General features: G+C 37.9%; 11 protein-coding genes. 4 read left to right on the top strand and 7 right to left on the bottom strand.

Features of this window, described 5'->3' with window-relative positions; genetic code table 11:
• Window positions 1–11 precede the first annotated feature (11 nt).
• The 3 genes from I2F54_RS13620 to I2F54_RS13630 all read left to right on the top strand — a co-directional run bounded on the left by I2F54_RS13620 (window position 12) and on the right by I2F54_RS13630 (window position 7,777).
• Complete coding sequence (locus I2F54_RS13620) at window positions 12–3,173, top strand: SusC/RagA family TonB-linked outer membrane protein (protein ID WP_118469292.1); 3,162 nt, start codon at window positions 12–14, stop codon at window positions 3,171–3,173.
• A gap of 21 nt (window positions 3,174–3,194) precedes the next feature.
• On the top strand, window positions 3,195–5,000 hold the full coding sequence (locus I2F54_RS13625) for a RagB/SusD family nutrient uptake outer membrane protein (RefSeq protein WP_195501473.1): 1,806 nt from the start codon (window positions 3,195–3,197) through the stop codon (window positions 4,998–5,000).
• Between the two features lie 365 nt (window positions 5,001–5,365).
• Window positions 5,366–7,777, top strand: coding sequence for a hypothetical protein (locus I2F54_RS13630; protein WP_229097201.1), 2,412 nt, complete (start codon window positions 5,366–5,368; stop codon window positions 7,775–7,777).
• Window positions 7,778–7,866: 89 nt separating this feature from the next.
• Here I2F54_RS13630 and I2F54_RS13635 read toward each other — a convergent pair whose 3' ends face one another.
• The 5 genes from I2F54_RS13635 to I2F54_RS13655 form a co-directional block, all read right to left on the bottom strand.
• Window positions 7,867–8,949, bottom strand: coding sequence for a RagB/SusD family nutrient uptake outer membrane protein (locus tag I2F54_RS13635; RefSeq protein WP_229097202.1), 1,083 nt, complete (start codon window positions 8,947–8,949; stop codon window positions 7,867–7,869).
• Window positions 8,950–9,142: 193 nt separating this feature from the next.
• A complete protein-coding gene (locus tag I2F54_RS13640) occupies window positions 9,143–10,375 on the bottom strand; it encodes a phage integrase SAM-like domain-containing protein (RefSeq protein ID WP_195501501.1) in 1,233 nt (410 codons plus the stop codon).
• Between the two features lie 330 nt (window positions 10,376–10,705).
• Complete coding sequence (locus tag I2F54_RS13645; protein WP_195501475.1) at window positions 10,706–11,707, bottom strand: uroporphyrinogen decarboxylase family protein; 1,002 nt, start codon at window positions 11,705–11,707, stop codon at window positions 10,706–10,708.
• 219 nt (window positions 11,708–11,926) lie between these two features.
• Window positions 11,927–12,400, bottom strand: a complete 474-nt coding sequence (locus tag I2F54_RS13650) for a copper resistance protein NlpE N-terminal domain-containing protein (protein ID WP_195501476.1) — start codon at window positions 12,398–12,400, stop codon at window positions 11,927–11,929.
• Between the two features lie 42 nt (window positions 12,401–12,442).
• Complete coding sequence (locus I2F54_RS13655; protein WP_195501477.1) at window positions 12,443–13,738, bottom strand: hemolysin family protein; 1,296 nt, start codon at window positions 13,736–13,738, stop codon at window positions 12,443–12,445.
• A 93-nt stretch (window positions 13,739–13,831) separates the two neighbouring features.
• On the opposite strand from I2F54_RS13655, the gene I2F54_RS13660 reads away from it, so the two are divergent.
• Complete coding sequence (locus I2F54_RS13660) at window positions 13,832–14,650, top strand: alpha/beta hydrolase (protein WP_195501478.1); 819 nt, start codon at window positions 13,832–13,834, stop codon at window positions 14,648–14,650.
• Here I2F54_RS13660 and I2F54_RS13665 read toward each other — a convergent pair whose 3' ends face one another.
• Together I2F54_RS13665 and I2F54_RS13670 are read right to left on the bottom strand one after the other, a co-directional pair.
• Window positions 14,651–15,490, bottom strand: a complete 840-nt coding sequence (locus I2F54_RS13665; protein WP_195501479.1) for a DUF4595 domain-containing protein — start codon at window positions 15,488–15,490, stop codon at window positions 14,651–14,653.
• A gap of 8 nt (window positions 15,491–15,498) precedes the next feature.
• Window positions 15,499–16,929, bottom strand: coding sequence for a S41 family peptidase (locus I2F54_RS13670; RefSeq protein WP_195501480.1), 1,431 nt, complete (start codon window positions 16,927–16,929; stop codon window positions 15,499–15,501).
• Window positions 16,930–16,991: the final 62 nt, after the last annotated feature.

Genomic DNA, 16,991 nt, shown 5'->3' on the forward strand with positions numbered 1-16,991 from the left:
TTAATCTATTAATGAAACAGAAAGAACACAAGTCAAGATCGCTGTCATGGCGTATTTTGTTGGTACTGTTTAGTATTTCTTTGAGCACACTGGCACAAGCCCAAAGCATCACAGTAAAAGGAAACGTGGTAGATCCCAATGGAGAGCCACTGATTGGAGTAACAATCACAGAGCATAACACAACTAATGGCGCTATTACCGATATTAACGGTAATTTCTCTATAACATGTGCCAAGGGAGCTACTTTGAAGTTTAGTTATATTGGTTATAAGGATGTGACTAAAACTGCGACCGGAACGAATCTGAAAGTTGTATTGACCGAAGACTCACAGGCATTGGACGAAGTTGTGGTAGTGGGTTATGGTACACAGAAAAAAGGAAGTGTAACAGGAAGTATCACAAGTGTTGACGCAAAGACCATTGCAGATATTCCAACTGCCAATTTGGCAACGTCTTTAGCAGGACGTTTATCAGGAGTAATGATTTCTTCTACTACAGGTAAGCCTGGCGCAACTAGCAGTTTGAGTATTCGTGCTAAAGGTACTACTAATGATTCAAGCCCATTATATGTTATTGATGGGGTTGTCAGAAATCAAGAGGCATTCGAATCATTGGATGCCAGTGAAGTTGAAAATATATCAGTATTGAAAGATGGGGCTTCTGCTGCAGTGTATGGTGCCCGCGCAGCTAACGGTGTGGTTTTGGTTACAACTAAAAAAGGTAGTACGGGTAAGCCAGTTATAAATTATTCAGGTACCGTTGGTTTTGATAGTCCAACAAAAAATCCTGAAACAATGAGTGCTTATGAACAAGCTATTTTTCTAAATCATAATAGGTACCAAGATTGGGTTGATAAAGGTTCTGATCCCAAAAATCGTCCGGAAAATCAAAAAACATGGTATACAGATGATGAACTCGAGTATCTGAAAGGAGTAAACTATAGTTGGCTGGATGAGATGTGGAGAACCCCGCTCACCACGCGTCATGCCTTAAACATTACAGGTGGTACAGAACGCGTGCGTTATTTTATTGGCGGTGCTTATTATTTTGCAACTGGTGCTTTTGATAATTTGGAATATAATAAAGCAAATTTCCGTGCTAGCATTGATGCTAACATTACGGATAATTTTAAAGTAGGCTTAAATATTAGTACGGATAATAGGAAAGACATCAAGCCTCATTGGAAATCTGACGGTGGACGAGATAACTTGGATAATTTATATTCCAGCATTTTGAAACGTTCGAAAATGAACCCTTTTTATATCAATGGGCTTCCTGTAAAAGCCAATGGTTTGGAACAACATCCTTTGACTCAAATCAGTGAACAGGCAGGTAGAGATACACGTAAATGGATGAATACCAATGTTAATATGTTTGCGGAATATGATGCCCCATTCCTCAAAGGGTTGAAATTTAAATTCCAGTATAGTAGAAACACTTATAATAGACTCTATAAAGAGGTAGCGATGCCATATACTCTTTACACTTTTGAAACAAGTGGAACCAATGGACATTACATTGATCCGAGTAAAAACCCACAAGTTACAGGAACCGACGTACGTGGTGGAGACCGCTTTATCAAAAAAACATCAGCTCTTTACTCTGATTATCAAATGAATTTCTTTGTAACTTATGACCGGACATTCGGTAAACATGACATTGGTGCACTGTTTGTTTACGAACAGGCCGAAGGAGAGAATGAATCTTTTGACGCACAACGTAACGGTCTGTTAACTTGGACAATGCCCGAATTTCATGCTGCGAGCAGTGATGCTTCTCAATCTATAGTAGGTAATGGCTCTGTTGGTGAAAGCGGACGCCTTTCTTATGTCGGACGCTTAAATTATGCTTATGATGATAAATATCTTCTAGAAGCAGCTTTCCGTGTGGATGGTTCCACCAAATTTGCACCCAATAAACGTTGGGGATTTTTTCCTTCTATCTCTGCTGGATGGCGTATATCCAATGAACCGTTTTTTGCTAATAATATAAAATTTATTGACTATCTGAAATTGCGTGGTTCAATAGCTTCTTTAGGTAATGATGCTATTGGTGGATGGGATTGGATGCCCAAGTATAACTTAACGACAGGAGCTATATTCGGTTCACAGAGCTATGGTATCGAGCCGGGTACGTTGGCTAATCCTGACTTGACATGGGAAAAATCCATTTCTTATAATGTAGGTTTTGATGGTCGTTTATTCAATCACTTTGATGTTAGTTTCGAATGGTTTTATAGACATACTTATGATATTCTTGCCGAACGTACCGCAAGTGTACCCACTAGCTTCGGAGCAAAACTTCCTAAAGAAAACTATGCAAAAATTGATGCACGAGGTTTTGAATTTGAAATAGGATATAACGGCCAAGTGAAAGATTTCACATATTGGTTGAAAGGTAACTTTGGCTATGCCAAAAGTTGGTGGGTAGAAAAAGATGAAGCCTCCAATTTAGCTGCTTACAAATCAGAAATAGGACAATCATTAGATCGAGTTTGGGGATATGATTGTCTTGGAATTCTTCGTTCACAAGAAGAAGTAGATCGAGTTAATGAAGAAAATGTAAAGAAATATGGGAAAGAATTACTCATTAAAGGGACTAAATTAGTTCCCGGTATGTTACTTTACAGAGATGTACGTGGAGTAAATAGCGATGAACCAGATGGTCAAATTACAGAAGAAGATATGGTTGTAATCGTTGATAAACAATCTGCTCCTATTACTTATGGATTTACATTAGGTGGTAAATGGAAAGGGTTTACATTGGATATATTCTTCCAAGGGCTAGCAGGTCACGAACGCGTTATTGATGATAGAAAACCTGGTGTGAAAGATTGGACAGGCACATTTGCATATTGGAATGATCATTGGACGGCAGAAAATCCCAATGCGTCAATGCCTTTTACTTTAACTAAAACAAATGGGGAGAAATCTACATTCTGGGTACGTAACGCATCATTTTTACGTTGTAAGAATATCTCTCTTTCATATGATATACCACAATCTATTACCAAAGCCTTAAAATTGGACAAGGTTAAAGTTTTTGTTAACGGAACTAATCTTTTCTTATTACAAGATGGATTAAAAATTGCAGATCCTGAGGTACATAAAGATCATATCAGTTCGTACCCAATCATGAGAAATTTCTCTTTTGGTCTTAACGTAACATTATAATCTCAATAAAAGAAAGACACTATGAAGTCAAAATATATTTTTACTGCAATACTTCTTGTTGGATTAGGAGTAGCAGGATGTAACGATGTTCTTGACAAAAAAAACTTGAACGCAGTAACTGCCGAGGATACATGGAATGATGAAACATTGGCAACGGCATTTTTAGATAAATGCTATGCTGATAATTTGCCAGACTGGTCTGCTGATGTAGCCGATATCAATCAATATAGCGATGAAGGTCGAGGTGGAGAAGATTTCTTCTATGCCGGTCAACTGACATCTGAAGGCGGAGGAGGACCAACTAAAGATTATTGGCCTTATGAAGGAATTTATAAACTAAATGTACTATTAGATAATATTAATACAGGAACATTATCTGAAGATGTGCGTAAAAAGATAGAGGCGCAAGCTCTTTTCCTACGTTCATATCGTTATTTTGAATTAGTGAAAAGATATGGTGGCGTACCATTGATTCTGTCTGTACAAGATAGAAAGGAATCAGAAGTGCCACGTGAAAAAACATCCGTGTGTATTAGCCAGATTGTAAATGATTTAAGTACTGCGGCAACAGTACTTCCCAAATCTTGGAGTGGATCTGATGCAGGACGTATTACGAGAGGGGCTGCATTGGCATTGAAAGGTCGTGTTTTACTGTTCTATGCCAGCAAGCAATTCAACAGAAATAATGATGCGGCACGTTGGCAGGCAGCCTATGATGCTAACTTAGCAGCGAAAGAACAATTGGAAAAAGATGGATATGGATTAAATTCTACTTATGATGGTACATGGAAAGACAATTCCGATGCAAGTGAATTATCTAAAGAAGTCATTTTCTCTAAACGCTATTCTTATCCTGCTAATAAGTCAGATATAAATGCAGGTGTGCGTCCTTTGGATTACTCCCAAGGCGCTACTGGCTGGAACCAGCCTACCCTTGATCTGGTTTTGGCATATCCCATGGCTGATGGTACTGTACCCGGGGTAGATATTGACGGAGATGGAGTAAAAGAGCCCTTTGACCCTACAGCGACAGATGAAAGAGGTTTGTTTTGGGTAGGACGTGATCCCCGTTTTTATAAAACAATTGTAACTAATGGCATGGTATATCCGTTAGCTGATAATCAATATCCCGAACAACGCCAATTCACTTATAAGGGGGGAGAAATTGAAATTGCAAACTCTACAAAAACCGGTTTTTACTCTTGCAAATTCATAAATCCAGCAGTGAAGAAAGTAGATGTACGTAACTATGATCTTGATTTAGTAGAAATTCGTTATGCAGAAGTTTTATTAAATTTAGCAGAATGTGCAGCTGAAGTTGGGAATAAAGATCCTGAAGTTTATACTATTTTAAAAGAGATTCGTAAACGAGCTGGTATCACGGCTAACGCTGATGAACTCTATGGTCTAAAAGCTAATATGACTAAACAAGAACTGATTGATGCTGTTCTTTTTGAACGTCGTATTGAATTAGCCTATGAAGGTAAACGTTTCTGGGATATGCGCCGTCGAATGATGTTTAGTGATCCGGAGTACAAAGGATACGCGCGTGAAAGAATTGAAATAGAACTCACTGATGCTAAAAAAGAATTATCGCTAAATGATTTGGCAAAAGATTTTGCAAATGGTGGAGGTGAGAGCAAATTAAACTCTGTGGACTACTTCAAGTATTTCAAAACAATTGTTACCAAGATAGATAATAAATTCCAATGGGATGTTGATGACAATCATTATTTCTTTGCCTTACCTAAAAAACATCTTGAACAGAATGCAAAATTAGAGCAAACTAAGGGCTGGAATGATGGTACTTTTGATCCATTGTTATAATTCTCAATTCTGATTTTCAAAGAACTATGTATTGTTTCTTAATATGAAATAGTTTCTATAATCACAGCAAGATTAATCTTGCTGTGATTTTATTTATATATGCTATTGATACACATATATTTTGTGAAAGCATATATTATTTCAAAGCCTTTCAATAAATTACATAATTTATATAATATAAAAATCTTACTTAAAAGCTCATTCTATATTCTCCTTTTTAATATCTAATGGTATTGTAAGTTTTTGAGATTATATCTATATATCAAATAATTCACAATGTTTTTATTAACTCGAATTTAACTAAAATGTGACATAATATGAGAAGATTGGGATTTCTTATGTGTTTGTTATGTTCCGTATTCACAATGGCACAACAACAGATTATAAAAAGTAAATGGGTTTATACGGATGATACCGGCAAACTAATATATAAACAGACGAAAAAAGGAGATCGTATTGCAGATTTCTCTTTCGCGGGATATAAAGGTGGTGGAGTTACATTACCGTATATACCGGCAAAATTGACTGTACATCCATTAGGAGACAATGAAGATTGTACAAATCATATTCAAAAAGCTATTGATATAGTTTCTGAATTACCTCAAAATGCACATGGTTTTAGAGGAGCTGTTTTGTTAGCTCCTGGGCGCTATGTCTGTAATGGTTCTCTTCAAATCAAGGCTGATGGAGTTGTATTACGTGGTAGTGGAAGTGATCCCAGTGGGAGTGTGATTGTAATGGCAGGCGGTAAGCATACAGCCATCATATTAAATAATAAACTTCACCAACGTGTAGGGAATCGGATAGGGGAAATATCTTCCGGAGAAGCCTGCATCAAAGTTATAGATAAATATATTCCTGCAGGTGCATACAAACTCACAGTTGATAATGTTTCAAGGCTTTCTGTGGGTGACAATATAGAGATTCGTAAGCCTGTGACTGAGAAATGGATTAAATTTATGAAAATGGATAATTTGGTTCGCGATGGAAAAGCTCAGACTTGGATTAAGGCTGGCAAGTTTTTAATAGCTGAACGAACGATTGCAGCCATTGACGGTAATATTATTACACTAACCGTACCACTCATTGATTGCTATGATTCCAATTACACGGATGATAATACAACCATAGTCGTCGCAAATAATGTTGGCCGCCTCAAACAATGCGGAGTAGAAAATATCCGTATTGAATCACCGGCCCAAGCGGTCAATCATTCTAAAGCATTATATTATGCATTAAGAATAAATGGTGAAGATTGTTGGGCTAAAGATATTAATGCTATGGAAACGATGGAAAGTATTGGTATAGGCGGGCGACGAATTACATTACAACAAGTAAATGTAATAAGAAAAGCATTGCATCAAGGGGCATCCAAACCGGCAGAATTTGCTCCAAATGGTGGCCAGATTCTATTAGATCGCTGCTCTGTTGAAGGGGATAACATATGGTTTGCAGCCTTGGGAGCCGGACAAACAGGCCCTATCGTATTTCTAAATTGTACCTTTAAAGGTAACGGGCGAATTGAAGGACACCAGCGTTGGAGTACCGGTATATTATTGGATAATTGTAGCCTGCCTAACGGTGGTATTGATTTTAAAAATCGAGGTTCAATGGGTTCAGGGCATGGCTGGGGAACTGCCTGGTCCGTAGCTTGGAATTGTACAGCTAAAAGTTATGTTAATCAACTTCCACCGGGTACATATAATTGGGTCATTGGTAGTAAGGGAGAAAGTACACCATTACGTCGTCCGTTCAATCAGTCTGGGCCAACACTCCCCGTTGGAATTTTTGATTCGCATAACATTTCTGTTACGCCACAAAGCCTTTATTTGGCCCAGTTAAAAGAAAGGCTAGGAAATACCGCACTACAAAATATTGGATATGGTCTGTCCGAACAAAATCCGATACCAAAAGAGACAGATTATATTTTCCAAGGTGGAATGCAGGCTGACGCTTCATTAAGGGATCGAGATTTCAATGCTATACATGAATATATGCGTTCTTTGGGTTGGGATTATTCCGAACATCCTAATATATCTAAACATGATCATTATCAAGGGATACACTGTGAAGTCATTTTCGATAGAACTTTGCAACAGTATGTATTCAATTTTATTAATCATGCTAATACCGAAGTATTGGATAGTGACCGTGGAAGATTATTAAGTGATCGACAAAGGAATGAAATGAAAAGTCAAACCAATTATAATTGGCATAAATTAAATGGAAATTGGAATGAATGGCAACGGTTAGAATGGAAATTCCGTATATCAAAAGATTTTCGTCCTTCTACGAGTTTTTGTCATTTACATCAACTGAAAGCACAAGAAGGAAATAATGGTGCACCACTTATTACCATAAGTACTCGCTGTGACAAAGACGGTAACAATAAACGTGTACAAATCATTCATACCGGAGATAATAAAAAAAGTAGTAAAGGGGTTATTATAGACAACCTGCCACTATCGGATTTTGAAGAAGAATGGATACAGGTAGAAACAGAAATGCATTATACCCATCATGGCGTATTCCGTATAAAGCTTACTCGTATTAGTGATGGAAAAATACTCGTCAATCAATCTTTTTCCGATATTGATTTATGGAGAAAAGGGGCTACCAATATTCGTAATAAATTCGGCATATATCGTAGTTTAGGAAGAAAGATGAAAAGTTCTTCTGATCGTCCTGATAATGGTATTAAAGATGAAAACCTACAATTAGCGGATTTTAAAGTGTACGAAGCGTTTACTAACTTTAATCCTCAACCTCATGATTAAATAAATATAATTGTAATCAAATAAAATAATAAAGCCTACTTCATAATTTGAAATAGGCTTTATTAAAAGGTTATAATTTTCTCACTTGATCAATTCCATGGTGCATTCTGTTCCCATACATCTCCCATAATATCCATTTGAGATTGAGGAATAGGCCATAGATTACCATCAAACTTTCTCATTCTACCGCTCTCATCATATTGAACAGTAGGAATTACATCTTTTGCAATATCCCATCTAATGATATCGTAATAACGGATTCCTTCGTAAGCCAATTCTACACGACGTTCATTACGAATAATCTCACGCGTTAATTGAGGTTTGACTGGCATATTCACACCCGGACGCTGGCGCACATCATTTAATGCTTTCAGTGCTAAAGGATCATTTCCCTGTCCACTTTCGAACATTGCTTCAGCGTACATCAATAACAAGTCTGCATAACGCATTTTTACTATATGCTGATCACTCAAAGTAGATGCTTTAGGTACTTCAACATTAGGGTTGACATATTTTTTGAAAGCCAACTGTGTAAAAGGAATAAGTCCTTCGGCTTTATTACCATCTTCTTCAAATTTACCAGATTTATTATTATTGGGCCAAGGATCACCAATTTCATACATAGTCATTTTTATACGAGGATCGTTAGGCTCATAAGAAGCACGTAAATTAAAACTAGGGAATATAGTCATACGACTTCCTACCATTTGGTCTAATGCATGGAAATCATCTGGTGCTTTAAATTGAATAGAGAACATAATTTCTGGATTATTTTCTTGTTTTCCAAAGAAAATACCTGCATAGTCGTCAGCTAAGTCGAATGGATTATTAGGGTCATGAATATAATCACCAGCTAATTTAGCAACATCACTATAGCGTTGATCATTTAATAATATACGACATTTTAAAACAACTGCAGAACCTTGAACTGCATGTCCATCTGTATATGCAATATTAGGTAACCATTTAATAGCAAAATCAATATCCTCTAGCATTTGTTTAACCACTTCTGCACGAGGAGTACGTGGCATTCGATCATAACCACTACCAACTTCAGCACCTTGAAGCATGAGAGGCACATCACCGTAATGGACAACTAATTCATTATAAAAGAATGTACGAATAAATAAGGCTTCTGCCTTTAATTTATTAAAATCAGCCTCAGAATACAAATCTTTTACTTTATCAAAATTATCAATACGTCATTTTTAAAGTTAAACATCGTGTTATTTCATAATGCAAACAAAGTGGAATTTTCATAAACGGAATTTAAGAATTGTATCAAATGCTATCAAAAATATTTCAAGATACATCTACATTAATGTGTCTGTTTTTAGGTTAGGGACATACAATTTGCATATACTATTATGGAAGGAATTTTGTTAGGAGAGCCGAGTTCTTCCTTCTTTCATCTACTTCGAAACTGGCAAGATAATTTTCTGTAATGGTAATATTTGAATGTCCAAGGCTTTCAGATATATAGGCTATATTGACACCACTGCGTTTTAATACTGTTGCATATGAGTGGCGGGCTGAATAAGTTGTTATTCGAGGAATACCAGTAGCATTCGTTATTTTCCGAAGTATTTGATTACATTCAGTGACGATTTCTCTAATTAATTTCACTTTTTCGAAAGGATCTTCCGTTCCTTTGGCAAAAGGAAAAATGTAGTTATTTGGGGAGGTGTTGGTGTTTCCCCATTTATTAATAATAGTTTGCATTTCTGGAGTAATTACCGCATGTATGATTTTACCATATTTAGTGTTTCTTGCGGTTTTGGCACGTATAAAGCATATTTCTCCATTTATAATATTGGAATACTGTAGAAAAACCATATCTCTGAAGTTGATGCCATTACATAAATAAGAGAAGAACCATAGATCACGATACATTTCAGTTGCTTTTGTTCCGTCTGTATATGTTATTAATTTCTTGATCTGTTCTAAAGTAAGAGCTAATTTTCGTCCGCTGCCACTTGGTACTTCATACTTGCCTTTTCCGAAGGGATATTGGCTTTCTTTAATAATACCATCTTTACGCGCCATGTTCATGATACATTTTAAATTTCGGAAATAGAAACTCATGCTGGAATAACTGCTGCCTGCTGATAACCAGAAATGTTCACATCGATTAAGCCAGTTTATGCTGATTTCTTGGAATGATATTTGTTTGCCTGCAAATTGTTCTATTTTGTGCAAAGTTCCTTTGTAAGAGAAATAGGTGTTAGCCTGCCCATTGCTCTTTAGTTCTTCCATTTTTTTGAGAAACACAGAGTTAACTGATATTCCTGAATATCTGCCGAGTCTGGCATTTAAGATATCAAAGCTGAATTCACCACGAAATGCCAAAGTTTCAACTTGCTGCCTGACGAGAGAAAAGCTGTTTTCTACATTATGGCGTATAGATGACAACTTACGGGTTTTACTGCGAGGTAACTGTTCCCACTCTCTGATAGATACTTCTTGGCCAGTAGAATAGTATTTTTGCTTACGATTATAAATGACTTGTACTTTGATTGGAAATAATCCACTCTTTTTTACTTTTCTTTTGTCTAATACGGTGAGTACGGATATACCGTCTTTTGAATATTTGTACATAGCTAATGAATTTTGATAGTTAATATGATTTTGTGAAGTAGTATGCAGTAACATACAATTTGCATACAAAGTTGGAAAATGTAGGGAAAGCAAAATGCTTTTTATATGAAAAGCAATAACGATTGAATTTTAATTAACTATCGGAGTTTTTTAGCTTTGATATATTTCTTTCTTTTTAGAGATCATAGGATATGTATGTCTAGATGAAACTATATGATACATAAAAAGCGAATGTCTCACAACATTCGCTTTTCTAAAACAATCTAATCCAAATAATCATCTATGAGATAATACCTATTAACCTTACTATGAATTTAAAAAGCCTATGAATTATTCGTGAGTATGATGTGATGTTTGTATTGCAGCTCTGACGTTATCCATTGGTGTTTTAGGTAAAATTGTGCAATCGGCTCCTAAAATGAAGCGTTTGCCACCTAGATCATGTTTTAATGCATTAACTTCGTTTATAACCTGTTTTGTCGTTCCCTCTAAAATTGTTCCTTTTCGATACAGTCCACCCATCGCCGGACGTTTAAATAATTGTTCGCAATCTTTGAGGCTAAATGGCTTACCATTTACTTCTATGGGGGCATTAACGATTTGTCCCGGATATGAAATAAAGCGAGTCAAATCATCATAGCTACCCTCATAGTCGCAAATGTGAAGAATATTTAGTTTTGTGTTTGTGTTGCATTCTTGCATAACTTTCAAATCGTATGGCTTTACAAATGTCTCAAAAAAATTAGGTACTTCATAGAATTTTTGTTCTCCGCCTTGAGTTGGGGTATAGAAGCCATCTACACCTATTTGCTTACACGCTTTCACATATCCAATGAGAGCATCTGTGAAATACCCTAATGCTTGTTTAATACGTTCCGGCTCTTTTTGAGCATAAGCTATTACAGTTTTTGCCCCTACTGTTTGTACCAACATTTGGAAAGGAGAGTAGACTGTCGGAAGTATCATGGTATTTGCTCCGGCTATATCATAAATACCTTTCACGATATGTAAAGTAGGAGTAAAAAAATCATTAGGAAGTGGTCTGATTTTATCCCAATCTTCAGGCTTTTCAATTTGAATACGTCCATAACCTTGCTCAAATTGAATTTTTACAAAATCCATTCCTGTTGAAAGGAAATAACGAAGGTGGGCGTTAATTGCATTTTCTCCTACTTTAGCATCTTTTCCAAAATGCATAAAGAAAGCACTGGGTACATAGGATTTATCTAATGTTCCATCAAGAAACTGCTGCATTATTTCCCTTTTGTTAGTTGGCTTTTGTGCTTGAACCAAGGTCGTGATACATAATAATATAAAAAATAAATTTCTCATATGTGTTTTTCATTTATAAGTTTGATGTTACAAAGATAGCCGGAAGGGTAATGTGAGGCTTTCAATATCGTTTCAATACTTTTCTATTTTGTATCAAACTGTATTTTATAGCTTATTTTTTCCAAAATACTATTGCCGATGTCTCAATGCTGTTAGGATAAAAAAAGGAACTAACCTCTCAGATTAGTTCCTTTATGTTTAGCGAATATATACTATTGTTTATTTCACCTGAATAATATCATAATTCAAATCGCTTACAGCCTCTTGCAGACTATCGTTTACCAATCTTAAAGTAGTGTCATTTACAACAACGAAATATACGGGCGCCTCTCCGTCATTAGGCGTCAACTTATACGCGGTTTTCTTGTTGTTATTAACATCTTTCTGAATAACCTGGCGTTTTCCTGTAGAAGTGAAGGATTTATTCTTTCCTTGTCCTTCCGCATCCAGGTAGGTCGTAACTAATGTATAACCGCTTTCACCGTCCGGACCTATACTGTCTACACTCAGCACATACTGAATACCCGGGCCGTCGGCTGCCGGAAGTATACCTTCGTAAACGGCTACTACAGAGGAATCGTTTGCTGCAACAGTCATGACACCTTCACTCATGGTATCGTTGTTTTGATTTCCTTTTGATTGGCAGGATACCAATGCAGCGGCAATCGCTGCAATCATCATTACTTTTTTCATTGCTTTAATGGTTTAAGTTAATATTAAGAAACGCCAATAGCGTTATTCTTCATTATCATCTCGTTTAACAACGAGCAGTTTATCTACTCTTCCACGATCCATATCCACTATTTCAAACTCCAGGTTTTTATAGCAGAATATGTCACCGGCTTTGGGAACTCGTCCGATGAGGAACATTGCAAGTCCGCTTAAGGTGGTAAAGTCCTCTTCTTTCAAATCATCATAATTCAGTATTCCCATTGCTTCCATAAAGTCATCCAAATTCATTGACGCCTCTACCAGCATGGAACCGTCTGCTCTGGTGATTATATCTTCTTCTTCCGTTTCATTCTCTTCCAAGATATCGCCGAAGATACTTTCCGTCAAATCGTGCAAAGTGATAATACCTTCCGTATTTCCATACTCGTCTACAACAACTCCGAACTTGTTTTTGTTCTTCTTAAAGAGCTCTAAAACTTTTTTTGCATATAAACTTTCAGGAATAAACAGAGGCGGGCGTGCAATTGTACGAAGATTGAACGGCTCTTCGCCACCCAACATCAGAATAATATCTTTGACGGAAACCACTCCTACAATCTCGTCCTTACCGCTTTCCACCAACAGGTACTTGCTGAAATGTTCTTCGTGGATAATCCGCAGAACCTCTTCTTGCGTATCTGTAGGGTGTAATACGATCACATCGCGTCGGTGCGTCATCAGGTCGTTGGCTCTTTTATCCGAGAAGCGGAAAACATCACGCAGCATTTCGGTTTCGTCTTTGTCGATAACACCTTGTTCAGAGCTTTGGTGTAAAATCATTTTCAGTTCCTCTTGCGTCATTTGCCGTTCTTCTCCGTCTTTCATGCCGATAAGTTTGTTTGTCAGTTTGGTTGAGGCACTGAGCAAGCATACAAACGGGTAGGACACCTTAGTAAGAACAATCATAAACGGACTGAGTAAAGTGGCATAGCGTTCCGGATTGTTTAAAGCCATGGATTTGGGAACCAACTCTCCGATAATCAGTGACAAGTAAGTAATAACAGCTACGGTGGTAATCATAGCCAAGTCTTTGGCATAAGATTCCAAACCGGGTATCATGGCAAATAGCGGAGCAACATCGTCGGCTATGGCCACACCGCCGTATGCACCCGATATGATACCGATCAGCGTAATACCGATTTGAATGGTGGAGAGAAACTTTTCAGGTTCTTCCAATTGTTTCAGAACCCCCTTTGCACTTTTGTTTCCCTTACTTACAAGGGTCTCTAAGCGTGCTTTACTTGAAGATACTAATGCGATTTCATACATGGCAAAGATGCCATTCAAGATAAGTAAAAATAGAATAATAATAAATTCCATGTTTGGATTACAAATAGTTTGTGCGCAAAGATAACGTTTTTCAAATATTTATTGTTAATATTGTCGTCTCTTAAGAAGATTAAACATTTTAACATGAAAAGCAGACATTTTCTATTGGTATTCTTGCTGCAAGTGGTAGCGATAAGTGTACAGGCTGCACGTGTAGATACAGTGTTCGTAAAAAGCCCTTCGATGAACAAGGACATAAAGGTGGTTTATATTCTTCCGGACAAAACTATGGCAGAGCATCCTCAGGCCTGTCCGGTGATATATTTATTGCATGGATATAGCGGTAATGCACGTTCATGGATCGGGCTGAAGCCGGAGTTGCCTCAAATAGCCGATGAAAAGGGTATTATATTTGTATGCCCTGACGGGAAGAACAGTTGGTATTGGGATAGTCCTAAGAACCCCGCTTATCGTTATGAAACTTTTATCTCTTCGGAATTGGTGAATTATACCGATACGCATTATGCTACAATTCCTGAAAAAAAGGCGCGCGCTATCAGTGGCTTGAGTATGGGCGGACATGGCGCGTTATGGAATGCTATCCGTCATAAAGATATATTCGGCGCGGCGGGGAGTATGAGCGGTGGGGTAGATATCCGGCCGTTTCCCAATAATTGGGAAATGAAAAAACAATTGGGGGAGCTTACTGCAAATGAGGCGGTATGGAATAGTCACACAGTAATCAATCAGGTTGATAAACTGGCAAATGGGGATTTGGCTTTGATTATAGATTGCGGTGAGAGCGATTTCTTTCTTGAGGTAAATAAGGAATTGCACAAACGGCTATTGGCATACAAAATAGACCATGACTTCATAACACGTCCCGGAGGTCATACCGGTACGTATTGGAATAACTCTCTGGATTATCACATATTGTTCTTCTGTAAATTCTTCAACAGATAATTATTCAATTACATAGTGTACGGTGCGGATATAATCCGTGCCGTAACTGTTTATAACTTCTTTGCAGTAAGTTATGATATTACGTTTATCAAAAGAATAGGTATACTTTGTAACTTCTTTACTTGCTGTATTTCCGTCAGGGATAATCCGGTCTATTAGAATATTGAAAGGTTCTCCCAGTAATTTCCCATACAAAGCGGCAGAATGTAGAGACAGCGGATACAAGCCGGTAAAGAACAGACAAGGAACTTCTGATACATTATTGGTTTCGTTAGTAGCCGGAGTAGTAGCCGTATACGCTTGCTCGTAAGTATCTACTTTTTGTGTAATGCGCAATGCCTGATAGTTGTTGTAATCTATATCGATGGATGCGTATATTTCGCCGTTTACATTTTCTGTTATGTTTTCCAAATAGTATTCGCCTTCCGGAGCAACGAAGTATGAGAAAATATAGGTACGCGTTGTGCCTGTTTCCTGTCGTGTACATGAGGTGGCATATCCGTTGTCATCTAAAAGGTAAGTGGACACATTGCCAAAATTATCTGTTACTACGGCTTGATGCTCATTATAGGTCACCGATGCCGTATTTTCTATTTTCATCGGTTCTCCTTGAACGGAATAGCTTTGTACGGTAGTGAAGTCAGTCAGTTTCCCTTGGCTATATGAGTAGGTCTGGGTGGTAGTAACCGTAGGTGTTCCCGCTTCGTAAGGGCTGTCTTCCGACAATTGTATTTTAGAAAAAGCCATGGCAGGGTTGCTACTGTTGGCGGAATCATTATTGTCTTCACAAGCTGTTAGTACTGTGAACGCAACCAATAATGTAAAGACAATTTTCTTCATTACTTTTATTATTTAATAATCAACCCCTTGCGAATATTCTTTTTGGTAGTAAAACTCTTCACTGCGGTTTCGGTCGTTTGAGATTTCGGTAACTCAATAACCCCTGCTATAACCCCCAGGGCTGTATTGAGCAATATCTCATTGGGATCGCCTAAGGGAAGATAATATTGCAAATAAGATGTTTCGTTGATGGAAATGTCCGGTTTGAAGCCTGTACTGTAATTTGCTTCTCCATTGGAGTTGAATACTTCACATACTACCGGACGTAATGCCCAGGGATATTTCGGATTGATGAAAGTTTCCGTAGCTACATATTCTCCTTTGGTTGTTTGTCCGATAAGGACTATTGTCATATAGGGTTTCAGGCAGTTGATAAGCATTTCCGCAGCACCGGCTGTAGTTCCGCTCGTGATGATATAGACTTTGGGCAGATTCAGATTGGCTCCGCCTTGCAAGAGTTGGGAATCCAATATCAGGTCACGGTTCTTGGAACTTTGCTTGTCATTGTATTGCAGGAAAGCGAAAGGACTTTCCAGTCTATCGGCAGGTACGAGAATGTCTGCGAGAAGTTGCACGCACTCCATTTCTCCACCGGAGTTGTAGCGAAGGTCTAATATAAAATTATTAATGTTAAGCTGTTTGCACTGTTGGGAGAAAGTCCGTAATTCATTGTTATACTTTTCATTGCTTTCTGCAGTACCGGCAGTGAAAGAGTTATATGCTAAATAGGCTATTTTATAGTCAGTACCTTCCAATGCTATAACCCCATTTACATAAACAGGACTTTCCGTCACCGGACGCACGGCCGGTAGCGTAACATCTCCTATTTCCTGTATGACGCCTACTCCTTTATCATCCTCATCATCTTCCGCATCCTCACTGTCTCCGTCTTCGGTTTCCGTATCTCCCTCTGTGTCTTCGTTATTTTCATCTTTTACTATCACATACTTTCCGATGTGCAATGTTCGCGCTCCACCATCCGTCAGTCTTTCTTCTGTCTTTTTAGTGATGGAGTCGCCGTCCACAAGCATAATCCAACTGCCACGTTCCAGTCCGGCTTCCTCTGCGGGTGAATTCTTGGCTACATACGAAACAAGTGCATTATAAGTCGTATCGCTGGTAGCTATTTTATATAATGTATAATCAAAACCGTAACTTGGCAGAGGGGTATCCATTATCGTGTCAACGGTGGAAAAGCCTTTATCATTCTTCGATAAGATACTTTTTAAGAAAGCCTCCGGACCTTGAAAATAGTTCAGACCTTTGGAAGCAGGAATGTCCTCATACCATAAGTAGACTTCCCGCATCAGGCTGTCCATCCACAGATCGCGTCCTGTCAGCGGATAGTATTCCTTCCAGCGATCTTCCCCGCAGGAAAACAGGCTTGTCAGTACGAGGAGTCCCGGTAATGGGAAAAGTAACAGTTTCCTTAGCTTCATCAGTCTCTATATCATTTGGTTTTCGCCCACAAAAATAGCGAATAGTTCTTTTATCTACCACA

It is taken from the genome of Bacteroides clarus, assembly GCF_015555825.1.
GTDB classification, from domain to species: domain Bacteria; phylum Bacteroidota; class Bacteroidia; order Bacteroidales; family Bacteroidaceae; genus Bacteroides; species Bacteroides clarus.

Coding starts and splice junctions, on each gene's coding strand:
- I2F54_RS13620 (WP_118469292.1), top strand. CDS start 12: ATGAAACAGAAAGAACACAAGTCAAGATCGCTGTCATGGCGTATTTTG.
- I2F54_RS13625 (WP_195501473.1), top strand. CDS start 3,195: ATGAAGTCAAAATATATTTTTACTGCAATACTTCTTGTTGGATTAGGA.
- I2F54_RS13630 (WP_229097201.1), top strand. CDS start 5,366: ATGGCACAACAACAGATTATAAAAAGTAAATGGGTTTATACGGATGAT.
- I2F54_RS13640 (WP_195501501.1), bottom strand. CDS start 10,375: ATGTACAAATATTCAAAAGACGGTATATCCGTACTCACCGTATTAGAC.
- I2F54_RS13645 (WP_195501475.1), bottom strand. CDS start 11,707: ATGAGAAATTTATTTTTTATATTATTATGTATCACGACCTTGGTTCAA.
- I2F54_RS13650 (WP_195501476.1), bottom strand. CDS start 12,400: ATGAAAAAAGTAATGATGATTGCAGCGATTGCCGCTGCATTGGTATCC.
- I2F54_RS13655 (WP_195501477.1), bottom strand. CDS start 13,738: ATGGAATTTATTATTATTCTATTTTTACTTATCTTGAATGGCATCTTT.
- I2F54_RS13660 (WP_195501478.1), top strand. CDS start 13,832: ATGAAAAGCAGACATTTTCTATTGGTATTCTTGCTGCAAGTGGTAGCG.
- I2F54_RS13665 (WP_195501479.1), bottom strand. CDS start 15,490: ATGAAGAAAATTGTCTTTACATTATTGGTTGCGTTCACAGTACTAACA.
- I2F54_RS13670 (WP_195501480.1), bottom strand. CDS start 16,929: ATGAAGCTAAGGAAACTGTTACTTTTCCCATTACCGGGACTCCTCGTA.